Source organism: Enterobacter sp. MGH85 (assembly GCF_001037655.1).
In the GTDB taxonomy this organism is placed as follows: Bacteria; Pseudomonadota; Gammaproteobacteria; order Enterobacterales; family Enterobacteriaceae; genus Enterobacter; species Enterobacter intestinihominis.
The window spans coordinates 104,484-124,019 of sequence record NZ_KQ089926.1 but is presented as its reverse complement, the minus strand read 5'-3'; the positions used below and the strand labels follow the sequence as shown (position 1 = coordinate 124,019).

General features: G+C 53.8%; 13 protein-coding genes and 2 pseudogenes. 4 read left to right on the top strand and 11 right to left on the bottom strand.

Features of this window, described 5'->3' with window-relative positions; translation table 11 throughout:
• Positions 1–16: 16 nt before the first annotated feature.
• Entirely contained in the window at positions 17–598 is a 582-nt protein-coding gene (locus SK51_RS23220) for a recombinase family protein (protein ID WP_001196200.1), read from the bottom strand.
• A gap of 159 nt (positions 599–757) precedes the next feature.
• Here SK51_RS23220 and SK51_RS23215 point away from each other — a divergent pair, with 159 nt between their 5' ends.
• Positions 758–3,766, top strand: coding sequence for a Tn3 family transposase (locus SK51_RS23215; RefSeq protein ID WP_016240410.1), 3,009 nt, complete (start codon positions 758–760; stop codon positions 3,764–3,766).
• Positions 3,767–3,866: 100 nt separating this feature from the next.
• On the opposite strand, the gene lacY is transcribed toward SK51_RS23215, so the two are convergent.
• The 3 genes from lacY to lacI all read right to left on the bottom strand — a co-directional run bounded on the left by lacY (position 3,867) and on the right by lacI (position 9,450).
• Positions 3,867–5,120, bottom strand: a complete 1,254-nt coding sequence (lacY, locus tag SK51_RS23210; protein ID WP_015572119.1) for a lactose permease — start codon at positions 5,118–5,120, stop codon at positions 3,867–3,869.
• 51 nt (positions 5,121–5,171) lie between these two features.
• Positions 5,172–8,246: a beta-galactosidase gene (gene lacZ / locus SK51_RS23205; RefSeq protein ID WP_032664843.1), complete on the bottom strand. Its 3,075-nt coding sequence runs from the start codon at positions 8,244–8,246 to the stop codon at positions 5,172–5,174.
• Between the two features lie 121 nt (positions 8,247–8,367).
• Positions 8,368–9,450: a DNA-binding transcriptional repressor LacI gene (gene lacI / locus SK51_RS23200; RefSeq protein ID WP_032664842.1), complete on the bottom strand. Its 1,083-nt coding sequence runs from the start codon at positions 9,448–9,450 to the stop codon at positions 8,368–8,370.
• Between the two features lie 352 nt (positions 9,451–9,802).
• On the opposite strand from lacI, the pseudogene SK51_RS23195 reads away from it, so the two are divergent.
• The 3 genes and pseudogenes from SK51_RS23195 to SK51_RS25800 all read left to right on the top strand — a co-directional run bounded on the left by SK51_RS23195 (position 9,803) and on the right by SK51_RS25800 (position 12,761).
• Positions 9,803–10,813: pseudogene (locus SK51_RS23195) on the top strand (zinc-binding alcohol dehydrogenase family protein).
• Positions 10,814–11,216: 403 nt separating this feature from the next.
• Positions 11,217–12,221 carry an IS110-like element IS4321 family transposase gene (locus SK51_RS23190; RefSeq protein ID WP_000427623.1) on the top strand — a complete coding sequence of 335 codons (1,005 nt, stop codon included), beginning with the start codon at positions 11,217–11,219 and terminating at the stop codon, positions 12,219–12,221.
• A 111-nt stretch (positions 12,222–12,332) separates the two neighbouring features.
• Positions 12,333–12,761: an EAL domain-containing protein gene (locus SK51_RS25800; protein ID WP_309401587.1), complete on the top strand. Its 429-nt coding sequence runs from the start codon at positions 12,333–12,335 to the stop codon at positions 12,759–12,761.
• A gap of 22 nt (positions 12,762–12,783) precedes the next feature.
• On the opposite strand, the pseudogene SK51_RS24785 reads toward SK51_RS25800, so the two are convergent.
• The 7 genes and pseudogenes from SK51_RS24785 to fecA all read right to left on the bottom strand — a co-directional run.
• Positions 12,784–13,042: pseudogene (locus SK51_RS24785) on the bottom strand (IS66 family transposase); the annotation flags it as partial.
• 49 nt (positions 13,043–13,091) lie between these two features.
• Complete coding sequence (tnpB, locus tag SK51_RS23185) at positions 13,092–13,430, bottom strand: IS66 family insertion sequence element accessory protein TnpB (protein ID WP_029497456.1); 339 nt, start codon at positions 13,428–13,430, stop codon at positions 13,092–13,094.
• A gap of 53 nt (positions 13,431–13,483) precedes the next feature.
• Positions 13,484–14,251: a Fe(3+) dicitrate ABC transporter ATP-binding protein FecE gene (gene fecE, locus SK51_RS23180; RefSeq protein WP_004152282.1), complete on the bottom strand. Its 768-nt coding sequence runs from the start codon at positions 14,249–14,251 to the stop codon at positions 13,484–13,486.
• A complete protein-coding gene (fecD, locus tag SK51_RS23175; protein WP_004118246.1) occupies positions 14,252–15,208 on the bottom strand; it encodes a Fe(3+) dicitrate ABC transporter permease subunit FecD in 957 nt (318 codons plus the stop codon).
• The gene (fecC, locus tag SK51_RS23170) at positions 15,205–16,203 is read right to left on the bottom strand and encodes an iron-dicitrate ABC transporter permease FecC (RefSeq protein WP_004118243.1); all 999 of its coding nucleotides are present in this window, start codon (positions 16,201–16,203) and stop codon (positions 15,205–15,207) included. The genes fecD and fecC overlap by 4 nt, the downstream gene beginning before the upstream one ends.
• Positions 16,200–17,102 (bottom strand): Fe(3+) dicitrate ABC transporter substrate-binding protein FecB, encoded by a 903-nt coding sequence (gene fecB, locus SK51_RS23165; protein ID WP_004118241.1) that lies wholly within the window; start codon positions 17,100–17,102, stop codon positions 16,200–16,202. The genes fecC and fecB overlap by 4 nt, the downstream gene beginning before the upstream one ends.
• Positions 17,103–17,146: 44 nt before the next feature.
• Entirely contained in the window at positions 17,147–19,471 is a 2,325-nt protein-coding gene (fecA, locus tag SK51_RS23160; RefSeq protein ID WP_015572122.1) for a TonB-dependent Fe(3+) dicitrate receptor FecA, read from the bottom strand.
• Between the last annotated feature and the right edge of the window lie 65 nt (positions 19,472–19,536).

The following is a 19,536-nucleotide window of genomic DNA, read 5'->3' as shown; positions in this document are numbered from 1 at the left end:
AGAATGCTCATCTTTCTTATTTATTATTGGAAAGATGAATATTGTTAGTAACCGTTTTTCTTTTCAGCCTAAAATACGTCGCCCGTGATATACCCGTTTTTTCCATTACCTCTTTAACTTGTACGTCCTTATTGATCAATTCATTAGCTAATTCAGCCTTTTTATGAGGCTTTCTTCCAAATTTGACGCCCTTAATCATAGCTGCCTGCCGCCCATCGTTAGTTCGCTCCAAGATCCTTTCACGTTCCGCCTCGGCAACAGCTGCTAATATCTGGATAACCATTTTTCCCATAGTGCCTTCAGTACTAAGCCCGTTCTCAAGAAAGCGAATAGCGATGCCTTTTTTATAGCAAGTATCCACGATGCGAATCATATCTGCGGTATTACGTCCAAGGCGATCCATTTTAGTACAGAGAATAATGTCATCTTTCTCCGCTCTGGCAAGGAGTCGCTGTAGCCCTTCGCGCTCATCAGTTGCTCCCGACATCATGTCAGTAAACACTCGATCATCCCTCACTCCCGCTGTGTTGAGTTCAGTAATCTGGCTCGTCAGTTTCTGATGGCTGGTTGATACTCTTGCATACCCTAATAATGCCATTTTGGTCTCATAAATCGATATTGATACTGCGTAGTATCATAAGGCATAAATCACGATTTTTGATACTTATGTTTAGGGCCGTTTTCATTGGTCTCAAAAATTATAATATTTGAGACGGTTAAAAAATGAACAGAACTCCCGTTTACGAAAGGATGCGCAATGAGTGATGACTTTCTTACCAGCGAACAGACAGAAAACTACGGTCGCTATGTGGCAGAACCAAATGAGGTTCAGCTGGCTCGGTATTTTCATCTGGATGAGCGTGACCTTGCTTTTATTAATCAGCGACGGGGAAAACATAACCGGCTGGGGATTGCACTTCAGCTGACTACGGCGCGCTTTCTGGGAACGTTTCTTCCTGATCTCCTTCAAATTCCCTCATTCATCCGTTTTTACATTGCGGCACAGTTGAACATCAGCCGACCAGAGATCCTTTCCCGGTATGCTGAAAGAGACAATACCCGCTGGGAGCATCAGGGGCTTATCAAGCTCTATTATGATTATCATGATTTTGGTGATTTCCCCTGGTCATTCAGACTGAAGCGTTTGCTCTATACTCGCGCCTGGCTCAGCAATGAGCGTCCAGGTCTGCTGTTTGATTTTGCTACCGCATGGTTGCTGCAAAATAAGATCCTGCTACCCGCAGCCTCGACTCTGACAAGGCTGATTGGCGAAGTACGCGAACGGGCAAGTCGACGATTATGGCGAAGGCTGGCTTTGTTGCCTGACAGCTGGCAGAAAACACAACTGGACGGTTTACTTGAAATACCTGAAGGGCAGCGTATGTCGGTGCTGGAGGAGATGCGAAAAGGTCCTGTCACTATCAGTGGGCCGTCATTTACAGACGCCCTGGAGCGATATACCCGACTGCGTAGCATGGAGTTTTCCCGGCTGAATTTCTCCGGTCTGCCTGCCATCCAGCTGCGGAATTTGGCCCGTTATGCCGGAATGGCTTCGGTGAAATACATTTCAAGAATGCCTGACGAACGGCGACTGGCCGTGCTTACTGCGTTTGTGAAAGCACAGGAAATTTCGGCGCTTGACGAGGCCGTGGATGTGCTGGATATGCTTATTCTGGATATCACGCGTTCTGCAAAAAATATCGGGCAGAAAAAGCGGCTCAGGACCCTTAAAGATCTTGATCGTGCCGCGCTATTACTGGCACGGGCATGCACGTTATTACTTGATGAGAACACCGATGAAGCAGCTCTGCGGCAGGCTATTTTTCGCCGCATACCAAAGGACAAACTGGCTGAATCCGTCGGCAAGGTAAATGAGCTGGCGCGCCCGCAAGATACTCATTTTCAGGATGAAATGGTGGAACAATATGGACGGGTGAAGCGCTTCCTGTCCGCGATGTTGCGTGACTTACACTTTCAGGCCGCCCCGGCCGGGGAGCACACGTTGTCAGCAATCCATTATCTGGCCGAACTGAGTGGCTCAAAAAAGCGAATTCTCGACGATGCACCAGAGCAAATCATTTCCGGCCCCTGGAAACGTCTGGTCTACGACAGAGATGGTAGGATTCTACGAGCGGGTTACTCGCTGTGTCTTCTCGAGCGCCTTCAAGATTCTTTGCGCCGTCGTGATCTCTGGCTGGAGAACAGTGACCGGTGGGGGGACCCGCGTCAAAAATTGCTTCAGGGAGCTGAATGGCAGGCACAACGCATCCCGGTATGTCGGGCGCTGGGTCATCCATCAGACGGAACTAAAGCAGCAGAACAACTGGCTACGCGGCTTGATGACACATGGAAATCAGTGGCTTCACGTTTTGCCTGCAACGCAGCGGTCAGCATAAGCAATGAAGGTAAGCATCCCTCACTGACGATTAGCAGTCTGGATAAACTGGATGAGCCACCGGCACTGATACAATTGAATCGTCGGGTAAGAGAACTGATCCCTCCGGTTGATCTGACTGAGCTGTTGCTTGAAATAGATGCCCGAACCGGTTTTACCCGCGAATTCAGCCACGTCAGTGAATCAGGTGCTCGGGCGCAGGATCTCCAGGTCAGTCTGTGCGCAACACTGCTGGCAGAAGCCTGCAATATAGGGCATGAACCCCTGATAAAGCATAATATTCCCGCGCTTACTCGCCATCGTCTGAGCTGGGTTAAACAAAATTATCTCAGGGCAGAAACGCTGGTCAGCGCTAATGCACGGCTGGTTGATTTTCAGTCCACGCTGCCGCTCGCGGGGTACTGGGGAGGTGGTGAGGTTGCCTCCGCAGATGGTATGCGTTTTGTCACACCGGTTAAAACGGTTAATTCCGGACCAAATCGTAAATACTTTGGTTCAGGACGCGGTATCACCTGGTACAACTTCGTCTCCGATCAGTACTCCGGTTTCCATGGCATTGTCGTTCCCGGTACGCTTCGTGATTCCATCTTTGTACTGGAAGGGCTTCTGGAGCAGCAGACCGGGCTGAATCCGGTAGAAATTATGACGGACACGGCAGGATCCAGCGATATCATTTTTGGCCTGTTCTGGTTACTGGGCTACCAGTTTTCCCCTCGTCTGGCCGATGCAGGCGGGGCGATATTCTGGCGGGCAGATAAAACGGCACATTATGGTGCCCTGAATGAGCTGGCCCGGGGATGTGTTGAACTGTCAAAAATAGAATCCCAATGGGATGAAATGATGCGAATGGCGGGCTCACTGAAGCTTGGGACCATCCATGCATCAGAGCTTATTCGTTCACTGTTGAGAAGTAGCCGACCATCTGGTCTGGCTCAGGCGATTATGGAAGTGGGCCGGGTCAACAAGACGTTGTATCTTCTCAACTATATCGATGATGAGGATTACCGGCGTCGGATCCTCACTCAGCTCAACCGGGGAGAAGGACGCCATGCAGTGGCTCGAGCCATTTGCTACGGACAACGTGGTGAAATTAGAAAACGCTACCGTGAAGGGCAGGAAGATCAACTCGGTGCTCTGGGTCTGGTGACCAATGCGGTTGTGCTGTGGAACACACTTTACATGCAGGAGGCGTTGTCACATCTTCGCAAATCGGGGGAAACACCTGAAGAGGAGCATCTGGCAAGATTATCGCCGCTGATACATGGCCATATAAATATGCTGGGGCATTATACGTTTTCGTTACCGGAAGATATTCTGAAGGGCGAGTTAAGACCATTAAATTTCAATACAAACAATGAATTAACCTCTTAGCGTGGTTTTTTACATCATTGGACCTTGAACCCCATTTTTAACATTCCGTCCTGATAAGTTGGTCGGATAAGGCGCTCGCGCCGTATCCGACATTAATTTCTTAAGCGACTTCATTCACCTGGCGACGCAGCAGGGAAAGTGGGCCGGGGCCGCTAAGCGTGAACACGGAAATTAAGGTGAAGCCCAGCGCCACCAGACCCAGCACCAGGTAAGCGCCCTGGAAACCGATGCTTTCATACATATTGCCCGCCAGAATAGACATAAAAACCATCGCCAGTTGCTTAAAGAAGCAGAAACAGACCAGATAAATCGTCGCTGAAAAACGCACTTCAAACTGGCTGGTAATATATTTAAAGCAGCCCACCAGCAGGAACGGTACTTCAAACATATGCAGCGTTTTCAGAATAACCACTTCCAGTGCTGAGGTAGCGAACGATGAGCCAATAATACGTACTGACATAATAGTGCCAGCCAGCAGCAGGGCGTTTTTCCCACCGATGCGATTAATGATCAGTGGCGCAAAAAACATAATCGAGGCGTTAAGTAATTCGCCCATTGTCGTTACGTAGCCAAATACCCGCGTACCCTGTTCACCGGTAGCAAAGAACGAAGTAAAGAAATTAGCAAACTGTTGGTCAAAAACATCGTAGGTGCAGGAAACGCCAATAACATACAGTGACAAAAACCACAGTTTTGGCTGTCTGAACAGTTCCAGCGCCAGCTTAAGGCTAAATGCCGAATGGTTGGCACCTACCGCATTGGCAACCGTGGCAGAAGAGGGCGCATCCGTTTTGGCGAAAAAGAGTAAAACGGCGAGGATGAGTGCACAGCCAGAACCCAGCCAGAAAACAAACTGATTATTGATGGTGAACATGATGCCGACAATCGAGGCACACAGCGCCCAGCCAACACAGCCAAACATCCGCGCTCGACCAAATTCGAAATTACTGCGACGGCTGACTTTCTCGATAAATGCCTCTACTGCTGGCGCACCGGCGTTAAAACAAAAGCCTAGATAAATACCACCAACAATCGATCCTACTAAAATGTTGTATTGTAACAGTGGCCCGAAGATAAAAATAAAGAACGGCGCAAACATCACTAACATGCCGGTAATAATCCACAGCAGGTATTTGCGCAGCCCGAGTTTGTCAGAAAGCAGACCAAACAGCGGTTGGAATAATAGCGAGAACAGAGAAATAGCGGCAAAAATAATACCCGTATCACTTTTGCTGATATGGTTGATGTCATGTAGCCAAATCGGGAAAAACGGGAAGTAGGCTCCCATGATAAAAAAGTAAAAGAAAAAGAATAAACCGAACATCCAAAAGTTTGTGTTTTTTAAATAGTACATAATGGATTTCCTTACGCGAAATACGGGCAGACATGGCCTGCCCGGTTATTATTATTTTTGACACCAGAGCAACTGGTAATGGTAGCTACCGGCGCTAAGCTGGAATTCCGCCGACACTGACGGGCTCCAGGAGTCGTCGCCACCAATCCCCATATGGAAACCGTCGATATTCAGCCATGTGCCTTCTTCCGCGTGCAGCAGATGGCGATGGCTGGTTTCCATCAGTTGCTGTTGACTGTAGCGGCTGATGTTGAACTGGAAGTCGCCGCGCCACTGGTGTGGGCCATAATTCAATTCGCGCGTCCCGCAGCGCAGACCGTTTTCGCTCGGGAAGACGTACGGGGTATACATGTCTGACAATGGCAGATCCCAGCGGTCAAAACAGGCCGCAGTAAGGCGGTCGGGATAGTTTTCTTGCGGCCCTAATCCGAGCCAGTTTACCCGCTCTGCTACCTGCGCCAGCTGGCAGGTCAGGCCAATCCGCGCCGGATGTGGCGTATTGCTCGCCACTTCAACATCAACGGTAATCGCCATTTGACCACTTCCATCAATCCGGTAGGTTTTCCGGCTGATAAATAAGGTTTTCCCCTGATGCTGCCACGCGTGGACCGTGGTAATCAACACCGCGTCGGCAAGCGTATCTGCCGTGCACTGCAACAACGCTGCTTCGGCCTGGTAATGGCCCGCCGCCTTCCAGCGTTCGACCCAGGCGTTAGGGTCAATGCGGGTCGCTTCACTTACGCCAATGTCGTTATCCAGCGGTGCGCGGGTGAACTGATCGCGCAGCGGCGTCAGCAGTTGTTTTTTATCGCCAATCCACATCTGTGAAAGAAAGCCTGACTGGCGGTTAAATTGCCAACGCTTATTATCCAGCTCGATGCAAAAATCCGTTTCGCTGGTGGTCAGTTGCGGGATGGCGTGGGGCGCGGAGGGGAGTGTCACGCTGAGGTTTTCCGCCAGACGCCACTGCTGCCAGGCGCTGATGTGTCCGGCTGCTGACCATGTGGTCGCGTTCGGTTGCACTACGTGAACCGTTAGCCAGAGTTGTCCGGCGCTCTTCGGCTGCGGTAGTCCAGGCAGTTCAATCAACTGTTTACCTTGTGGAGCGACATCCAGAGGCACTTCACCGCTTGCCAGCGGCTTGCCATCCAGCGCCACCATCCAGTGCAGGAGCTCGTTATCGCTATGACGGAACAGGTATTCGCTGGTCACTTCGATGGTTTGCCCGGATAAACTGAACTGGAAAAACTGCTGCTGGTGTTTTGCTTCCGTCAGCGCCGGATGCGGCGTGCGGTCGGCAAAGACCAGACCGTTCATGCAGAACTGGCGATCATTCGGCGTATCGCCAAAATCACCGCCGTAAGCCGACCACGGATTGCCATTTTCATCATATTTAATCAGCGACTGATCCACCCAGTCCCAGACGAAGCCGCCCTGTAAACGGGGGTACTGACGAAACGCCTGCCAGTATTTAGCGAAGCCGCCAAGACTGTTACCCATCGCGTGGGCGTATTCGCAAAGGATCAGCGGGCGCGTCTCTCCAGGCAACGAAAGCCATTTTTTGATGGACCATTTCGGTACAGCCGGGAAGGGCTGGTCTTCATCCACGCGCGCGTACATCGGGCAAATAATATCGGTTGCGAAGGTGTCGGCTCCGCCGCCTTCATACTGTACCGGGCGGGAAGGATCGACAGATTTGATCCAGCGATAGAGTGCGTCGTGATTAGCGCCGTGGCCTGATTCATTCCCCAGCGACCAGATGATCACACTCGGGTGATTACGATCGCGCTGCACCATTCGCGTTACGCGTTCGCTCATCGCGGGTAGCCAGCGCGGATCATCGGTCAGACGATTCATTGGCACCATGCCGTGGGTTTCAATGTTGGCTTCATCCACCACATACAGGCCGTAGCGGTCGCACAGCGTGTACCACAGCGGATGGTTCGGATAATGCGAACAGCGCACGGCGTTAAAGTTGTTCTGCTTCATCAGCAGGATATCCTGCACCATCGTCTGCTCATCCATGACCTGACCATGCAGAGGATGATGCTCGTGACGGTTAACGCCGCGAATCAGCAACGGCTTGCCGTTCAGCAGCAGCAGACCATTTTCAATCCGCACCTCGCGGAAACCGACATCGCAGGCTTCTGCTTCAATCAGCGTGCCGTCGGCGGTGTGCAGTTCAACCACTGCACGATAGAGATTCGGGATTTCGGCGCTCCACAGTTTCGGGTTTTCGACGTTCAGACGTAGGGTGACGTGATCGGCATAACCACCACGCTCATCGATAATTTCACCGCCGAAAGGCGCGGTGCCGCTGGCGACCTGCGTTTCACCCTGCCACAAAGAAACCGTCACCCGCAGCTCATCGCGCAGCTCGCCGTATATCTGAACGTCTGCCTCCAGTACAGCGCGGCTGAAATCATCATTAAAGTGAGTGGCTACATGTAAATCGCTGATTTGCGTGGTCGGTTTATGCAGCAACGAGACGTCACGGAAAATGCCGCTCATCCGCCACATATCCTGATCTTCCAGATAACTGCCGTCACTCCAGCGCAGCACCATCACCGCGAGGCGGTTTTCTCCGGCGTGTAAAAATGCGCTCAGGTCAAATTCAGACGGCAAACGACTGTCCTGTCCGTAACCGACCCAGCGCCCGTTGCACCACAAATGAAACGCCGAGTTAACACCATCAAAAATAATTCGCGTCTGGCCTTCCTGTAGCCAGCTTTCATCAATATTAAATGTGAGCGAGTAACAACCCGTCGGATTCTCCGTGGGAACATACGGCGGATTGACCGCAATGGGATAGGTCACGTTGGTGTAGATAGGCGCATCGTAACCGTGCATCTGCCAGTTTGAGGGGACTATGACAGTATCGGCGTCAGGAAGATCGCGCTCCAGCCAGCTTTCTGGTACCGCTTCTGGTGCCGGAAACCAGGCAAAGCGCCATTCACCATTCAGGCTGCGCGACTCTTGGGAAGGGCGATCGGTGCGAGCCTCTTCGCTATTACGCCAGCTGGCGAAAGGGGGATGTGCCGCAAGGCGATTAAGTTGGGTAACGCCAGGGTTTTCCCAGTCACGACGTTGTAATACGACGGCCAGTGAATCCGTAATCATTGTCATAGTTGTATCCTGTGTGAATTGTTATCCGCTCACATTTTCGCATAACATACGAGCCGGACACATAGAGTGTAAAGCCTGGGGTGCCTAATGAGTGAGCTGACTCACATTAATTGCGTTGCGCTCACTGCCCGCTTTCAAGTCGGGAAACTTGTCGTGCCAGCTGCATTAAGGAATCTGCCAACGTGCGGGGAGAGGTGGTTTGCGTATTGGGCGGTAGGGTGGTTTTTCTTTTCACCAGTGAGACGGGCAACAGCTGATTGCTCTTCACCGCCTGGCCCTGAGAGAGTTTCAGCAAGCGGTCCACGCTAGTTTTCCCCAGCAGGCGAAAATCCTGTTTGATGGTGGTTAACGGCGGGATATAACACGAGCTGTCTTCGGTATCGTCGTATCCCACTACCGAGATATCCGCACCAACGCGCAGCCCGGACTCGGTAATAGCGCGCATTGCGCCCAGCGCCATCTGATCGTTGGCAACCAGCATCGCAGTGGGAACGATGCCCTCATTCAGCATTTGCATAGTTTGTTGAAAACCGGACATGGCACTCCAGTCGCCTTCCCGTTCCGCTATCGGATGAATTTGATTGCGTGTGAGATATTTATGCCAGTCCGCCAGACGCAGACGCGCCGAGACAGAACTTAATGGACCGGCTAACAACGCGATTTGCTGGTGACCCAATGCGATCAGATGCTCCACGCCCAGTCGCGTACCGTCTTCATGGGAAAAAATAATACTGTTGATGGGAGTCTGGTCAGAGACATCAAGAAATAGGGCCGGAACATTAGCGCAGGCAGCTTCCACAGCAATGGCATCCTCGTCATCCAGCGGATAGTTAATGATCAGACCACTGACGCGTTGCGCGAGAAGGTTATGTACCGCCGCTTTACAGGCTTCGACGCTGCTTCGTTCTACCATCGACACCACCACGCTGGCACCCAGTTGATCGGCGCGAGATTTAATCGCCGCGACAATTTGCGACGGCGCGTGCAGGGCCAGACTGGAGGTAGCAACGCCAATCAGCAACGACTGTTTGCCCGCCAGTTGTTGTGCCACGCGGTTGGGAATGTAGTTCAGCTGCGCCATCGCCGCTTCCACCTTTTCCCGCGTTTTCGCAGAGACGTGGCTGGCCTTGTTCACCACGCGGGAAACGGTCTGATAAGAGACACCGGCATACTCTGCGACATCGTATAGCGTTACTGGTTTCACATTTACCACCCTGAATTGACTCTCTTCGGGTGCTATCATGCCATACCACGAAATGTTTTGCGCCATTCGGAGGGGGCACGCCGAAGTGAGATTCAAAATGCCGACGTCAGTTCACAGGTGGGTAATGATACCAACGTGTTGATTTCGTATTTTCACTGACACCAGGATCATCCTGATGTTACAAGGATTGAATGACTACAGATTAAAATAGTCATCAACAGGTTGACAGCATTACCCAGCGCCCGCTTTCCGCGTATTTTTCGATTTGCACTGCCGGGGGCACTGGCGGGTATCGCGTTCCGCACACTTTTACATTTATTTATCTGGTGACTGACCTTTTTAAGGAGACAGAATGAAAGCCGTTGGTTTCTGGCAACCCGGGGAAAGTACATCCGTTATTGAAGATTTGTCGCTTCCCCACCCATCCATGCCCAAGGGGCGTGATCTTTTGATCAGAGTCAGGGCGGTCGCGGTTAACCCACGGGACCTGAAAAGCCGGCGAAACATCAGTCCCTCTGCAGGCAATCCGGTAGTTATGGGATACGACGCTTCCGGTGTTGTTGAAGCAACCGGACCAGATGTGACGCTGTTCAGGCCAGGTGACCACGTTTTCTATGCCGGTGTGCTCGATCGCCAGGGAGCCAACGCAGAGTTTCAGCTGGTTGACGAACGCATTACGGGGATAAAGCCGGCAGCACTAAGTTTTGAAGCTGCAGCGTCGGTTCCTCTGACCGGTCTGACAGCCTGGTAAATGTTATTTGATCGTCTGCAGTTGTCAGTGAACGGAGATGCTGATCAGACCCTGTTGATGCTTGGCGGTGCGGGCGGAGTCCCTTGTATGGCTATACAGCTTGCCCGCACTCTGAGTCGGGTGAACATCATCGGGACTGCCTCCCGGCAGGAGAGTGTCAGAGCGGTTCGCGGGTTTGGTGCGCATTATGTCCTGGATCATTCATGTGCGCTTGCGCCACAGGTTGCCAGCCTTGCTGGACTCCCTCCCATTACCCGGATTTTCTCAACGTACACCACGCCATCTGCCTGGGAAAATATGGCCGAAATTATTGCCCCACAAGGCCGTATCGGACTCATCGACGACCCTGAACCACTGGATCTGCGTTTGATCAAATTTAAGAGCGTTTCTGTTCACTGGGAGGCAATGTTTACCCGCCCCATGCATGCTACTGCGGACATGTCTAAACAGCATGATATTCTTAACAAACTCTCATGCATGCTGGATTCCGGTAAGCTCAAACCTCCGTTGCTGGCAGAGTATGGCAGGCTGAATGCTAAAGCACTTCGCCGGGCTCATGAGGACATGGAAAATAAAAATGTGAACGGGAAAATTGTTTTTTCAGGGTTCTGATGAACAGGCCTGTCAGAGTAAAAAAAGATTCGGGTTCAGCACAATGCTGAATTCTGTCTGGCTATAGAGTAAGAATCGTACCGGAATTGAGCATTTACCCTCAGTACCTGCGGATGAAAAAGCAGTCTGCCCTGACATACTGAACAATCCCTTCTCATAAGATGCCTCTCTTTTGCTGTTTAAAGAGCTGAGCAGTCCGGGCGGAGACTGACCTCGTTCCGCTTTCCAAGCGACCCCCTTGTTGAAAGTGCGACAAAAGAGATAGGGCGAATGACTATACTTCGCTCATAGCTGCCCGTCATGCCAGCTCAAAAAACAGGCTTAACGTAGGATATTTAATGAGATGGTCACTCCCTCCTTCCCGGTACTATGCTGAGGACAGGCTTTCATTCGGAGAACTATCATGGAAAACATTGCGCTCATTGGTATCGATCTGGGTAAAAACTCTTTCCATATTCATTGCCAGGATCGTCGCGGGAAGGCTGTTTACCGTAAAAAATTTACCCGGCCAAAGTTGATCGAATTTTTGGCGACATGCCCCGCTACAACCATCGCAATGGAAGCCTGTGGCGGTTCTCACTTTATGGCACGCAAGTTGGAAGAGTTGGGGCATTCCCCAAAGCTGATATCACCACAATTTGTCCGCCCGTTCGTTAAAAGCAATAAAAACGACTTTGTCGACGCCGAAGCTATTTGTGAAGCTGCATCGCGTCCGTCTATGCGTTTTGTGCAGCCCAGAACGGAATCTCAGCAGGCAATGCGGGCTCTGCATCGTGTCCGTGAATCCCTGGTTCAGGATAAGGTAAAAACAACCAATCAAATGCATGCTTTTCTGCTGGAATTTGGCATTAGCGTTCCCCGAGGAGCTGCCGTTATTAGCCGACTGAGTACCATTCTTGAGGATAATAGTTTGCCTCTTTACCTCAGCCAGTTATTGCTGAAATTACAACAGCATTATCACTATCTTGTTGAGCAGATTAAAGATTTGGAATCCCAGTTGAAACGAAAGTTGGACGAAGATGAGGTTGGACAGCGCTTGCTGAGCATTCCCTGCGTCGGAACACTGACAGCGAGTACTATTTCAACTGAGATTGGCGACGGGAAGCAGTACGCCAGCAGCCGTGACTTTGCGGCGGCAACAGGGCTTGTACCTCGGCAGTACAGCACGGGAGGTAGGACGACATTGCTGGGAATTAGTAAGCGAGGTAATAAAAAGATCCGAACTTTGTTGGTTCAATGTGCCAGGGTATTCATACAAAAACTGGAACACCAGTCTGGCAAATTGGCCGATTGGGTCAGGGATTTACTGTGCCGGAAAAGCAACTTTGTCGTCACTTGTGCTCTGGCAAACAAGCTGGCCAGAATAGCCTGGGCCCTAACGGCACGACAGCAAACTTATGTAGCATAACGGCAGAAATACACCGGTTTAAAGAATTACTGATCTGGTTTTGCGAATACTGATATTGATGATACTAACGGCCCACCGGCCTGTTGAGGAACCTGTAAAACGGAAAGGCTCATTGAAGCCGTATATTTTCTGGAGGTTCATCAGGCGCGGAACTCATCAAGGCGCGGGAATAAAATCCCATTCAGACGCCGGATAGATTCAAGCAAGCCAACTTGTCGTCAAAATCGGTGTTGCAAAAACGGGAGTGACCATAGATTCCGTTTTCCAAGCGGCCCCCATATTGAATGGCTGACGGTACTGGATTTCGATGAGATAAAAATAGACCGTATTTTTATTGCCAATATTGATGACCCGGTGAAGCGAGCGCTACTTGTTTCTGTGGTGAAAGGGTTACGTGGTACTGGCAAACCACTGATGTTTGAAGGGGTGGAAACGCCAGGACAGTTTGAATTCGTCCGTTCTCTTGGCCCCGGTTACCTAGTTCAGGGCTGGTATACCGGAAAACCCGAAACAATATCTGCGATGAATATTCAGGGTTAAAACGATACGGGGCCCGGCCCGTATCGGCAACCCGACCCGTCAGCGTATCGCTTTCTGTCTGAAGCCGGTTCAGGTCGGCTTCTATCTGCGCGATGCGGCGGGAGATTTATTCAGAACGACTGCCGAAGTTCATCCGGCGAAGCTTATCCAGCTGCGCCTGCAGATGGTCTATTTCGCGCTCCCGGTCGGCCTGCTTTTCCAGCAGGGCGCGGTTCAGCGCTTCCTGTTCGGACAGGCGCTGTTTCAGCAGAAGGATGTCGTCAGGGGGAGGTGTTGTTCATAAGCCCGCATTTTACCAGGCTTATTCAACGACAACCAGGATAAAGAGGCCTACAACATGGTCAGGGACGTAAGCAGTCTTTTAGGCTGCCGCCAGTCGATGCCTTCCAGAAGCATTGCCAGCTGCGCCGGGGTCAGGAACACTTTGCCATCGCGGGCAGAGGGCCAGGCGAAGCGGCCGCGTTCCAGCCGTTTGGTCAGCAGGCACAGCCCGTCGCCGGTGGACCACAGCAGTTTGACCTTACTGCCGCTGCGGCCCCGGAAGATGAAGACATGGCCGGACATCGGGTCATCTTTCAGCATCGTCTGCACCTTTGCGGCGAGACCATTGAAGCCGTTGCGCATGTCGGTGATACCGGCAACCAGCCAGATTTTGGTGCCTGTTGGCAGGTGGTTATCACTTCCTTTATCTGTCCTGTGATGATCCTTATGACTTCGCCAGACTACTTCACCACACACATGGGTCTGCCAGATACCGGTTCGGGATGGATTTCCGCTTCTACGCTGAACACCGTCTTTAGAAGCTCTGGTTTCATCACTGCTTCCGGAGCACCTTGCGCCATCACGCGACCGCTTGCCAGTACCACCAGATGATCGCAATAGCGGCTGGCCTGATTCAGATCGTGGAGTACCGTCACTACGGTTTTCCCCTGCCTTTTGAGTTCAACCATCAGGCGCATCAGTTCAACCTGATGATTGATATCGAGGTAGGTCGTAGGCTCATCAAGAAGAATGAGTGGGGTATCCTGTGCCAGCACCATCGCCAGAAACGCACGCTGGCGCTGGCCGCCGGAAAGCTGGGTTAACCTGCGGTCAGCCAGATTGCGCGTCCGGGTCTGACTCATTGCCACGTTGACCCGCTCGTTGTCTTCCGCGGAGAGTCGCCCCCACAACGACAGCCACGGGCTGCGGCCGTAGGAAACCAGTTCCCGTACAGTGATCCCCTCGGGGGATAAATGGTGTTGCGGCAGTAAAGCCAGGCGGCGAGCCAGCTGGCGGGCGGAAAAACCGGCTATGGGTTTTTCATCAAGCAATATCTCGCCAGAGTCTGGTGTTAACAGGCGAGAAAAACAGTTCAACAGCGTCGATTTCCCGCAACCGTTAGGGCCGAGCAGGGCCGTGATTTTTCCGGCAGGCAGGGCGAGAGAAAGTCCATCCAGCACGGTTTGTGCGCCATAGCTGACGGTCAGATTTTCAGTACGTAATCTCATTTATCGCATTCTCACAAGCAGCCAGACAAACCACGGTGCGCCGATAATGGCGGTCAGCACGCCTGCCGGAAGCTCCAGCGGCGGATGAATGATTCGTGCCAGCAGATCGGCAATGACCAGCAACAACGCGCCCGTCAGGGCCGAAACGGGCATCAGCCAGCGGTGACGCCCGCCGGCGATCCTGCGCACCATGTGCGGCACGACGAGACCAATAAAACTTATCGGGCCACAGACGGCCACGCCGGTTGCTGTCATCGCGACAGCCAGCATCAGCCCCTGGAACCGGGTGCGCTGAACCGACACGCCGAGCGTGGCTGCTCGTGCATCGCCCAGCGCCAGCAGGTCGAGATCGCGACAAAAGCGCAGGCTCAGCGGCAAAAACAGAATGAGCAACGGCACGGCAATCTTCACAAAGTGCCAGTCGCGCCCCCATAAGCTACCCGTCAGCCACAGCAGGGCACTGTTTACATCCTGCGGGTGCAGGAGCATCAGGTAATCCGTCAGGCTCGCCCAGCAGGCGGAAAGCGCCACGCCGGTGAGCGCCAGCTTCATCGGCTGGTGGGTCTTTGCCAGCATCTTCAGCAAGATCAACCCCGCCATACCGCCCGCAAAGGCCAGCAGCGGCAGCACCATCACGGATAGTGATGGCATAAGAAGCAGTGCTCCCACAGAGGCAAGGCTGGCGGCATGGTTAATGCCGAGAATATCCGGTGATGCTAGCGGGTTACGCACAATCCCCTGTACCAGCACGCCCGCCACGGCGAGGGCTGCACCGACAAACAGTGCCAGCAGCAAGCGCGGCAGTCGGTACTCCATCAATACATAATAATGCTCGCGTCCGTCCTGCCAGTCGGTCAGCAGCGCGCGCCACGGCACGGGGATCACCCCCATATGGAGTGATAACAGCGCACAGCCTGCCAGGGCAAGGGTGATGAAAATGACCAGCGCAATTTTCATCCTCGCCTCCTCACCAGCCAGACAAAGCAAGGACTGCCAATCAGCGCCAGCACTGCGCCTGCGGGCAGATCGCCGGGGAAGGCCAGCGCGCGTGCGAGTACATCTGCCATCAGCATCAGCGTGGCCCCCAGCAGCATGCTCACCGGCAGTACGTTGCGCTGATCGAAGCCTGCCCAGAAGCGCGCCAGATGTGGCACCAGCAGGCCGATAAACGCCACCGGACCTGCCACACTGACGCACGCGCCAACCAGAAGCAGCACTAACATATTGATTATCAAACGTAGTCTCGGCAGGTTCACTCCCAGCGTATGGGCGGTACTGTCGCTGACGTTGAGCAGGTTCAGTTGATTCGCCAGCAGCAACACGACAGGGACTGCAGTGACCACCACCGGCAAGAGCTGCCAGACATCCTGCCAGTGGGCGTGGGACACTCCGCCTGCCAGCCAGTAAAAGATGCCGTAAGCATGATCTTCGGCCAGCAGTAGGGTGATGCGGGTCAGGGCCATACAAAAGGCCGACAGCGCGATACCCGCGAGGATCAGTTTGTTTCTGTCCTGGGTATGACGAAACCCGCCTCCTGCGGTCATGACCAGCAGCCAGCTCACGCCGCCCCCGCATGCCGCGATGAACGACAGGGAATAGCCTGCAACCGGCGTCGGACTCAGCGCGCTGGTAAGCGCCATAGCCAGCGCCGCGCCGCTGTTAATGCCGAGCAGTGAAGGAGAGGCCATTGGGTTGTGGGTCAGGGTTTGCAGCAGCGTGCCCGCGAGCGCCAGGCTTGCGCCGATCAGAACGGCGACCAGGCTTCGCGGCAAACGAAGGTTTTGCACCAGCGCTTCTGGTAGCGTTGGCGTGTGTCCAGGCAGCAGGGCGCGGATTGCGTCTGCTCCGGAAACAGGAATGGCCGAGTAGCAAAACAGACTCAGCCAGAAAATAATAATAAGTACTGCAACGGGAAGCCCCCACAGCAGCACCGGGTGTTTTAGCGCGGTCATTTCACATCGGTAAGCGGCTGATGGTGGAAGATTTTTACCGTGTCAGCGGCAATACGCTCTGCGGCAAAAATACCGCGCATCCGCGCCCAGGCGTTACTGTCGACTGAAGCAACCTGCTGCTTCTGCGCGGCGGTTAATATCTGCCAGAGCGGATCTTGTTGCCAGCGTTTAACAATGCTCTCTTCGCGATAGTGGGCAACCAGCAGCCAGGCAGGATTGACCGCCAGCAGTTGCTCCAGGCCGATGGACGGCATGGACGCGCCCGCCATCGCAGCGGGAACGTTCAGCCCCAGAGAAGCCAGCACGCTGCCGGTCCAGGTCTCCTGGGTATGCAGGTTGAATAGCTGTTCGCGTGATGTGCCAAAGGCCACGCGTGTCCCTGTGGGAAGCTGGCTGGCCCACTGCGCCATCTTCTCTTTATGTTGTTCCAGACGCGCCTGCATCTCTCGTTTTTTACCTACCACTTCGCCGATGATAGCCGCTGAGTGCAAATTTTCAGCGTAGGTTTCGTTGCGGGACTTAAGCAGCAGTACCGGCGCGATTTGCTGCAAGGCGGTGTAAATCCCCGCATGGCGACTGCTGTCGGCAATGATCAGGTCTGGTTTCAGGGCAGCAATGGCTTCCAGGCTCGGCTGCGCGCGCGTTCCGACGGACTGCCACGGTTTCAGGTGCGCACGCACTTCGGGCAGGATGCGTTTTGCATCGTTATCGTCGGCAATACCGATCGGGCTGACGTCCACGGCGGCCAGCGCATCGGCGAACGAGAGTTCCAGCACCACAATCCGTTGTGGCGTTTTATCGAGTGTAAACGTGCCGTGTTCGTCCTGAACCGTGGCGGCAAAGGCGTGGCCGATCACCAGCAGCAGGCCTGCAAAAAGAAAACGGATAAATGCCAACATAGTCACATTCCAGCTAAAAGCCCGGCAAGCCGGGCGTTAACACATCAGAACTTCAACGACCCCTGCATATACAGCGTGCGCGGCTGGCCTGCGTAGATGCCTTTGTTGTTGTCGTCATAAGAGCGGATGAAGTAGTCCTGGTCGAAGATGTTTTTCACACCGAACGCCAGGTTCAGATCTGCCATCTGCGGGCCAAAGTCATACGCCACGCGTGCGCCCCAGAGCATGAAGCCGGGAATGCGGCCGGTACTGCCGTCGGCGCTCTCTTTCACCGTATTGGCGTTATCCGCAAACTGGCTGGACTGGAAATCGCTGTTCAGATTGAACGTCCAGTTGCCCGGCTTGTAGTCCACGCCCAGCGTGCCTTTATGTTTCGGGGAGAATGGCACCTGATTGCCATAGGTGTCGCCTTTCTCGCGGATTTCCGCTTTCACATACGCATAGCTGGCGTAGACGGAAACGTTATCAAGCGTTGGCGTTAGCGTACCCAGGTCGTAACGTGCCTGCGTTTCCAGCCCGGTATGGCGCGTTTTGCCACGTGCAGTGACGGTGTCGTTGGTCTGGTTGGAGTCGTACTGATTGTTAAAGTTAATTAGGAACAGCCCCATTTCCGCCGTCAGCGCGCCGTCGTCGTAGCGGGTACCGAGTTCCCAGGTTCGCGCTTTTTCCGGTTCCACATTGCCGCTTTGCACAGCCTTGCCAATCTGGCTGTACTGTACGGTGCCGAACGAGCCTTCAGTGTTTGCATAAAGATTCCAGCTATCAGTCAGGTGATAGAGCACGTTCAACGCCGGAAGCGGTGCGTTATAGCTCACCTCTTCGTGCGTGCCTTTGATGGCGTTGTTCTGGTATGACTCGATATGTTCGAAACGCATACCCGGCGTGATGGTCCAGTTGCCGATGTCGATTTTGTCATCCAGATACCAGGCGTGCGCCTCGGTGCCGGAACGCGTGTCGCGGTCGTAAGGGCTTGAGCCGGACGGCAACTGCCCGCTGCTGGTGGCGGTGTAGTAACGCATTTCATGCGTTGATTCATTCACATAGCGATAGCCCACGCCCACTTCGTGCGCGGAAGGGCCGATCATAAAGCTCTGGCTGTAGCGTGGCTCAATACCGCGCACCCAGTAGTTACGCGGCGAGAGGGTGATGCGTTTGCCTTGCTCCAGGTAGCCGCTGCGCAGGGTTTGGGTGTAGAACCCCTGAATGTTGAATTTATGCTGGCTGTCCGGCTGGAACTGGTAGCCCAGGCTCGCCAGCTTGCGACGGCCCCAGAAGCGGTCATACGGGCGGGTGGATTGCCAGCGATCGGCGTCGTAATCCGCGCGGGACAGGCCGCCGGGCATGTCGGCTTCACCATCGTAATATTGCAGCAGGCTGTTGAAGGTGTGCACCTCATTCGGCGCATATTTGCTTTTCAGCATCAGGTCGTCGATGCGGGTGGCGCTGTGCTCGCGCCAGTCACTGCCGCGCGTGCCGGAGTAGAGCAGCGCGGTGCCAAAACCGTTGTCCGCTGTGCCGCCCACCATCAGGTTGTGCGTCTCTTTCGGGTTGTTTTGTGAAGAGGTTGGGCTGAGCTGACCTTCCACCCCCGCCTCGATACCAAAGTCCTGCGGAATGGCGCGGGTAACAAAGTTCACCACGCCGCCCACGCTCTGCGGTCCGTAACGCACCGCACCACCACCGCGCACCACGTCAATGGCATCCATGTTGCCGAGCGAAACGGGAGCCAGTGAAAGCTGCGGCTGACCGTAAGGGGCAAAGGGGACGGGGATGCCGTCCATCAGGACGGTCGAGCGGCTGGCGAGGCGTGGGTTCAGGCCCCGGATGCCAAAGTTCATCGCCAGGTCGTGGCTGCCGGTGCCGTTGTTTTCCGGCGCGCTGACGCCAGGGATGCGGTTAAGCACCTCACGCATGGTGGTTGCGCCGGTTTTGGCGAAATCCTCACGGCGGATCACGTCACGCGCGCCAGCATGTTCAAATACGTCGTTTTCACGCGCATCGCCCAGCCAGTCGCCGACCACGGTCAGGGCATCTTCTTTTGGCGCGGGCGCGGTCTCCAGCGTCCAGCTGTTATTTCCCAGCGGTTTTACCTGCAGTCCGCTGCCGTCCAGCAGCTGTTGCAGGCCGCTCTCGACGTCGTAATCTCCGTGCAGGCCGTTGCTCTGCTTGCCGCGCGTCAGGCTGGCGTCAACCGAGAGGGTAATTCCGCTGTGTGCGGCATACTGATTGAGCGCTTTGTCGAGCGATCCCGGTGCGATATCAACCTGTGCAGCAAAAGCGGAAAACGAGAGACCGGCCAGCGGCAGCAGGCTCAGGCGAATGGCGTTAACCAAAGGTGTTGTTTTACGATAAACGCGTAACGGCGTCATACCTTCTCCATCATCATTTTTGTTGTGTTCAGCTATGAGTCGAACGAGAAGGGTAAAAAGGACAA

What these genes read in the sequence shown, in the direction of transcription:
- SK51_RS23220 (WP_001196200.1), bottom strand. Translation starts at nt 598, where the DNA reads ATGGCATTATTAGGGTATGCAAGAGTATCAACCAGCCATCAGAAACTG.
- SK51_RS23215 (WP_016240410.1), top strand. Translation starts at nt 758, where the DNA reads ATGAGTGATGACTTTCTTACCAGCGAACAGACAGAAAACTACGGTCGC.
- lacY (WP_015572119.1), bottom strand. Translation starts at nt 5,120, where the DNA reads ATGTACTATTTAAAAAACACAAACTTTTGGATGTTCGGTTTATTCTTT.
- lacZ (WP_032664843.1), bottom strand. Translation starts at nt 8,246, where the DNA reads ATGACAATGATTACGGATTCACTGGCCGTCGTATTACAACGTCGTGAC.
- SK51_RS23190 (WP_000427623.1), top strand. Translation starts at nt 11,217, where the DNA reads ATGGAAAACATTGCGCTCATTGGTATCGATCTGGGTAAAAACTCTTTC.
- fecE (WP_004152282.1), bottom strand. Translation starts at nt 14,251, where the DNA reads ATGAGATTACGTACTGAAAATCTGACCGTCAGCTATGGCGCACAAACC.
- fecD (WP_004118246.1), bottom strand. Translation starts at nt 15,208, where the DNA reads ATGAAAATTGCGCTGGTCATTTTCATCACCCTTGCCCTGGCAGGCTGT.
- fecC (WP_004118243.1), bottom strand. Translation starts at nt 16,203, where the DNA reads ATGACCGCGCTAAAACACCCGGTGCTGCTGTGGGGGCTTCCCGTTGCA.
- fecB (WP_004118241.1), bottom strand. Translation starts at nt 17,102, where the DNA reads ATGTTGGCATTTATCCGTTTTCTTTTTGCAGGCCTGCTGCTGGTGATC.
- fecA (WP_015572122.1), bottom strand. Translation starts at nt 19,471, where the DNA reads ATGACGCCGTTACGCGTTTATCGTAAAACAACACCTTTGGTTAACGCC.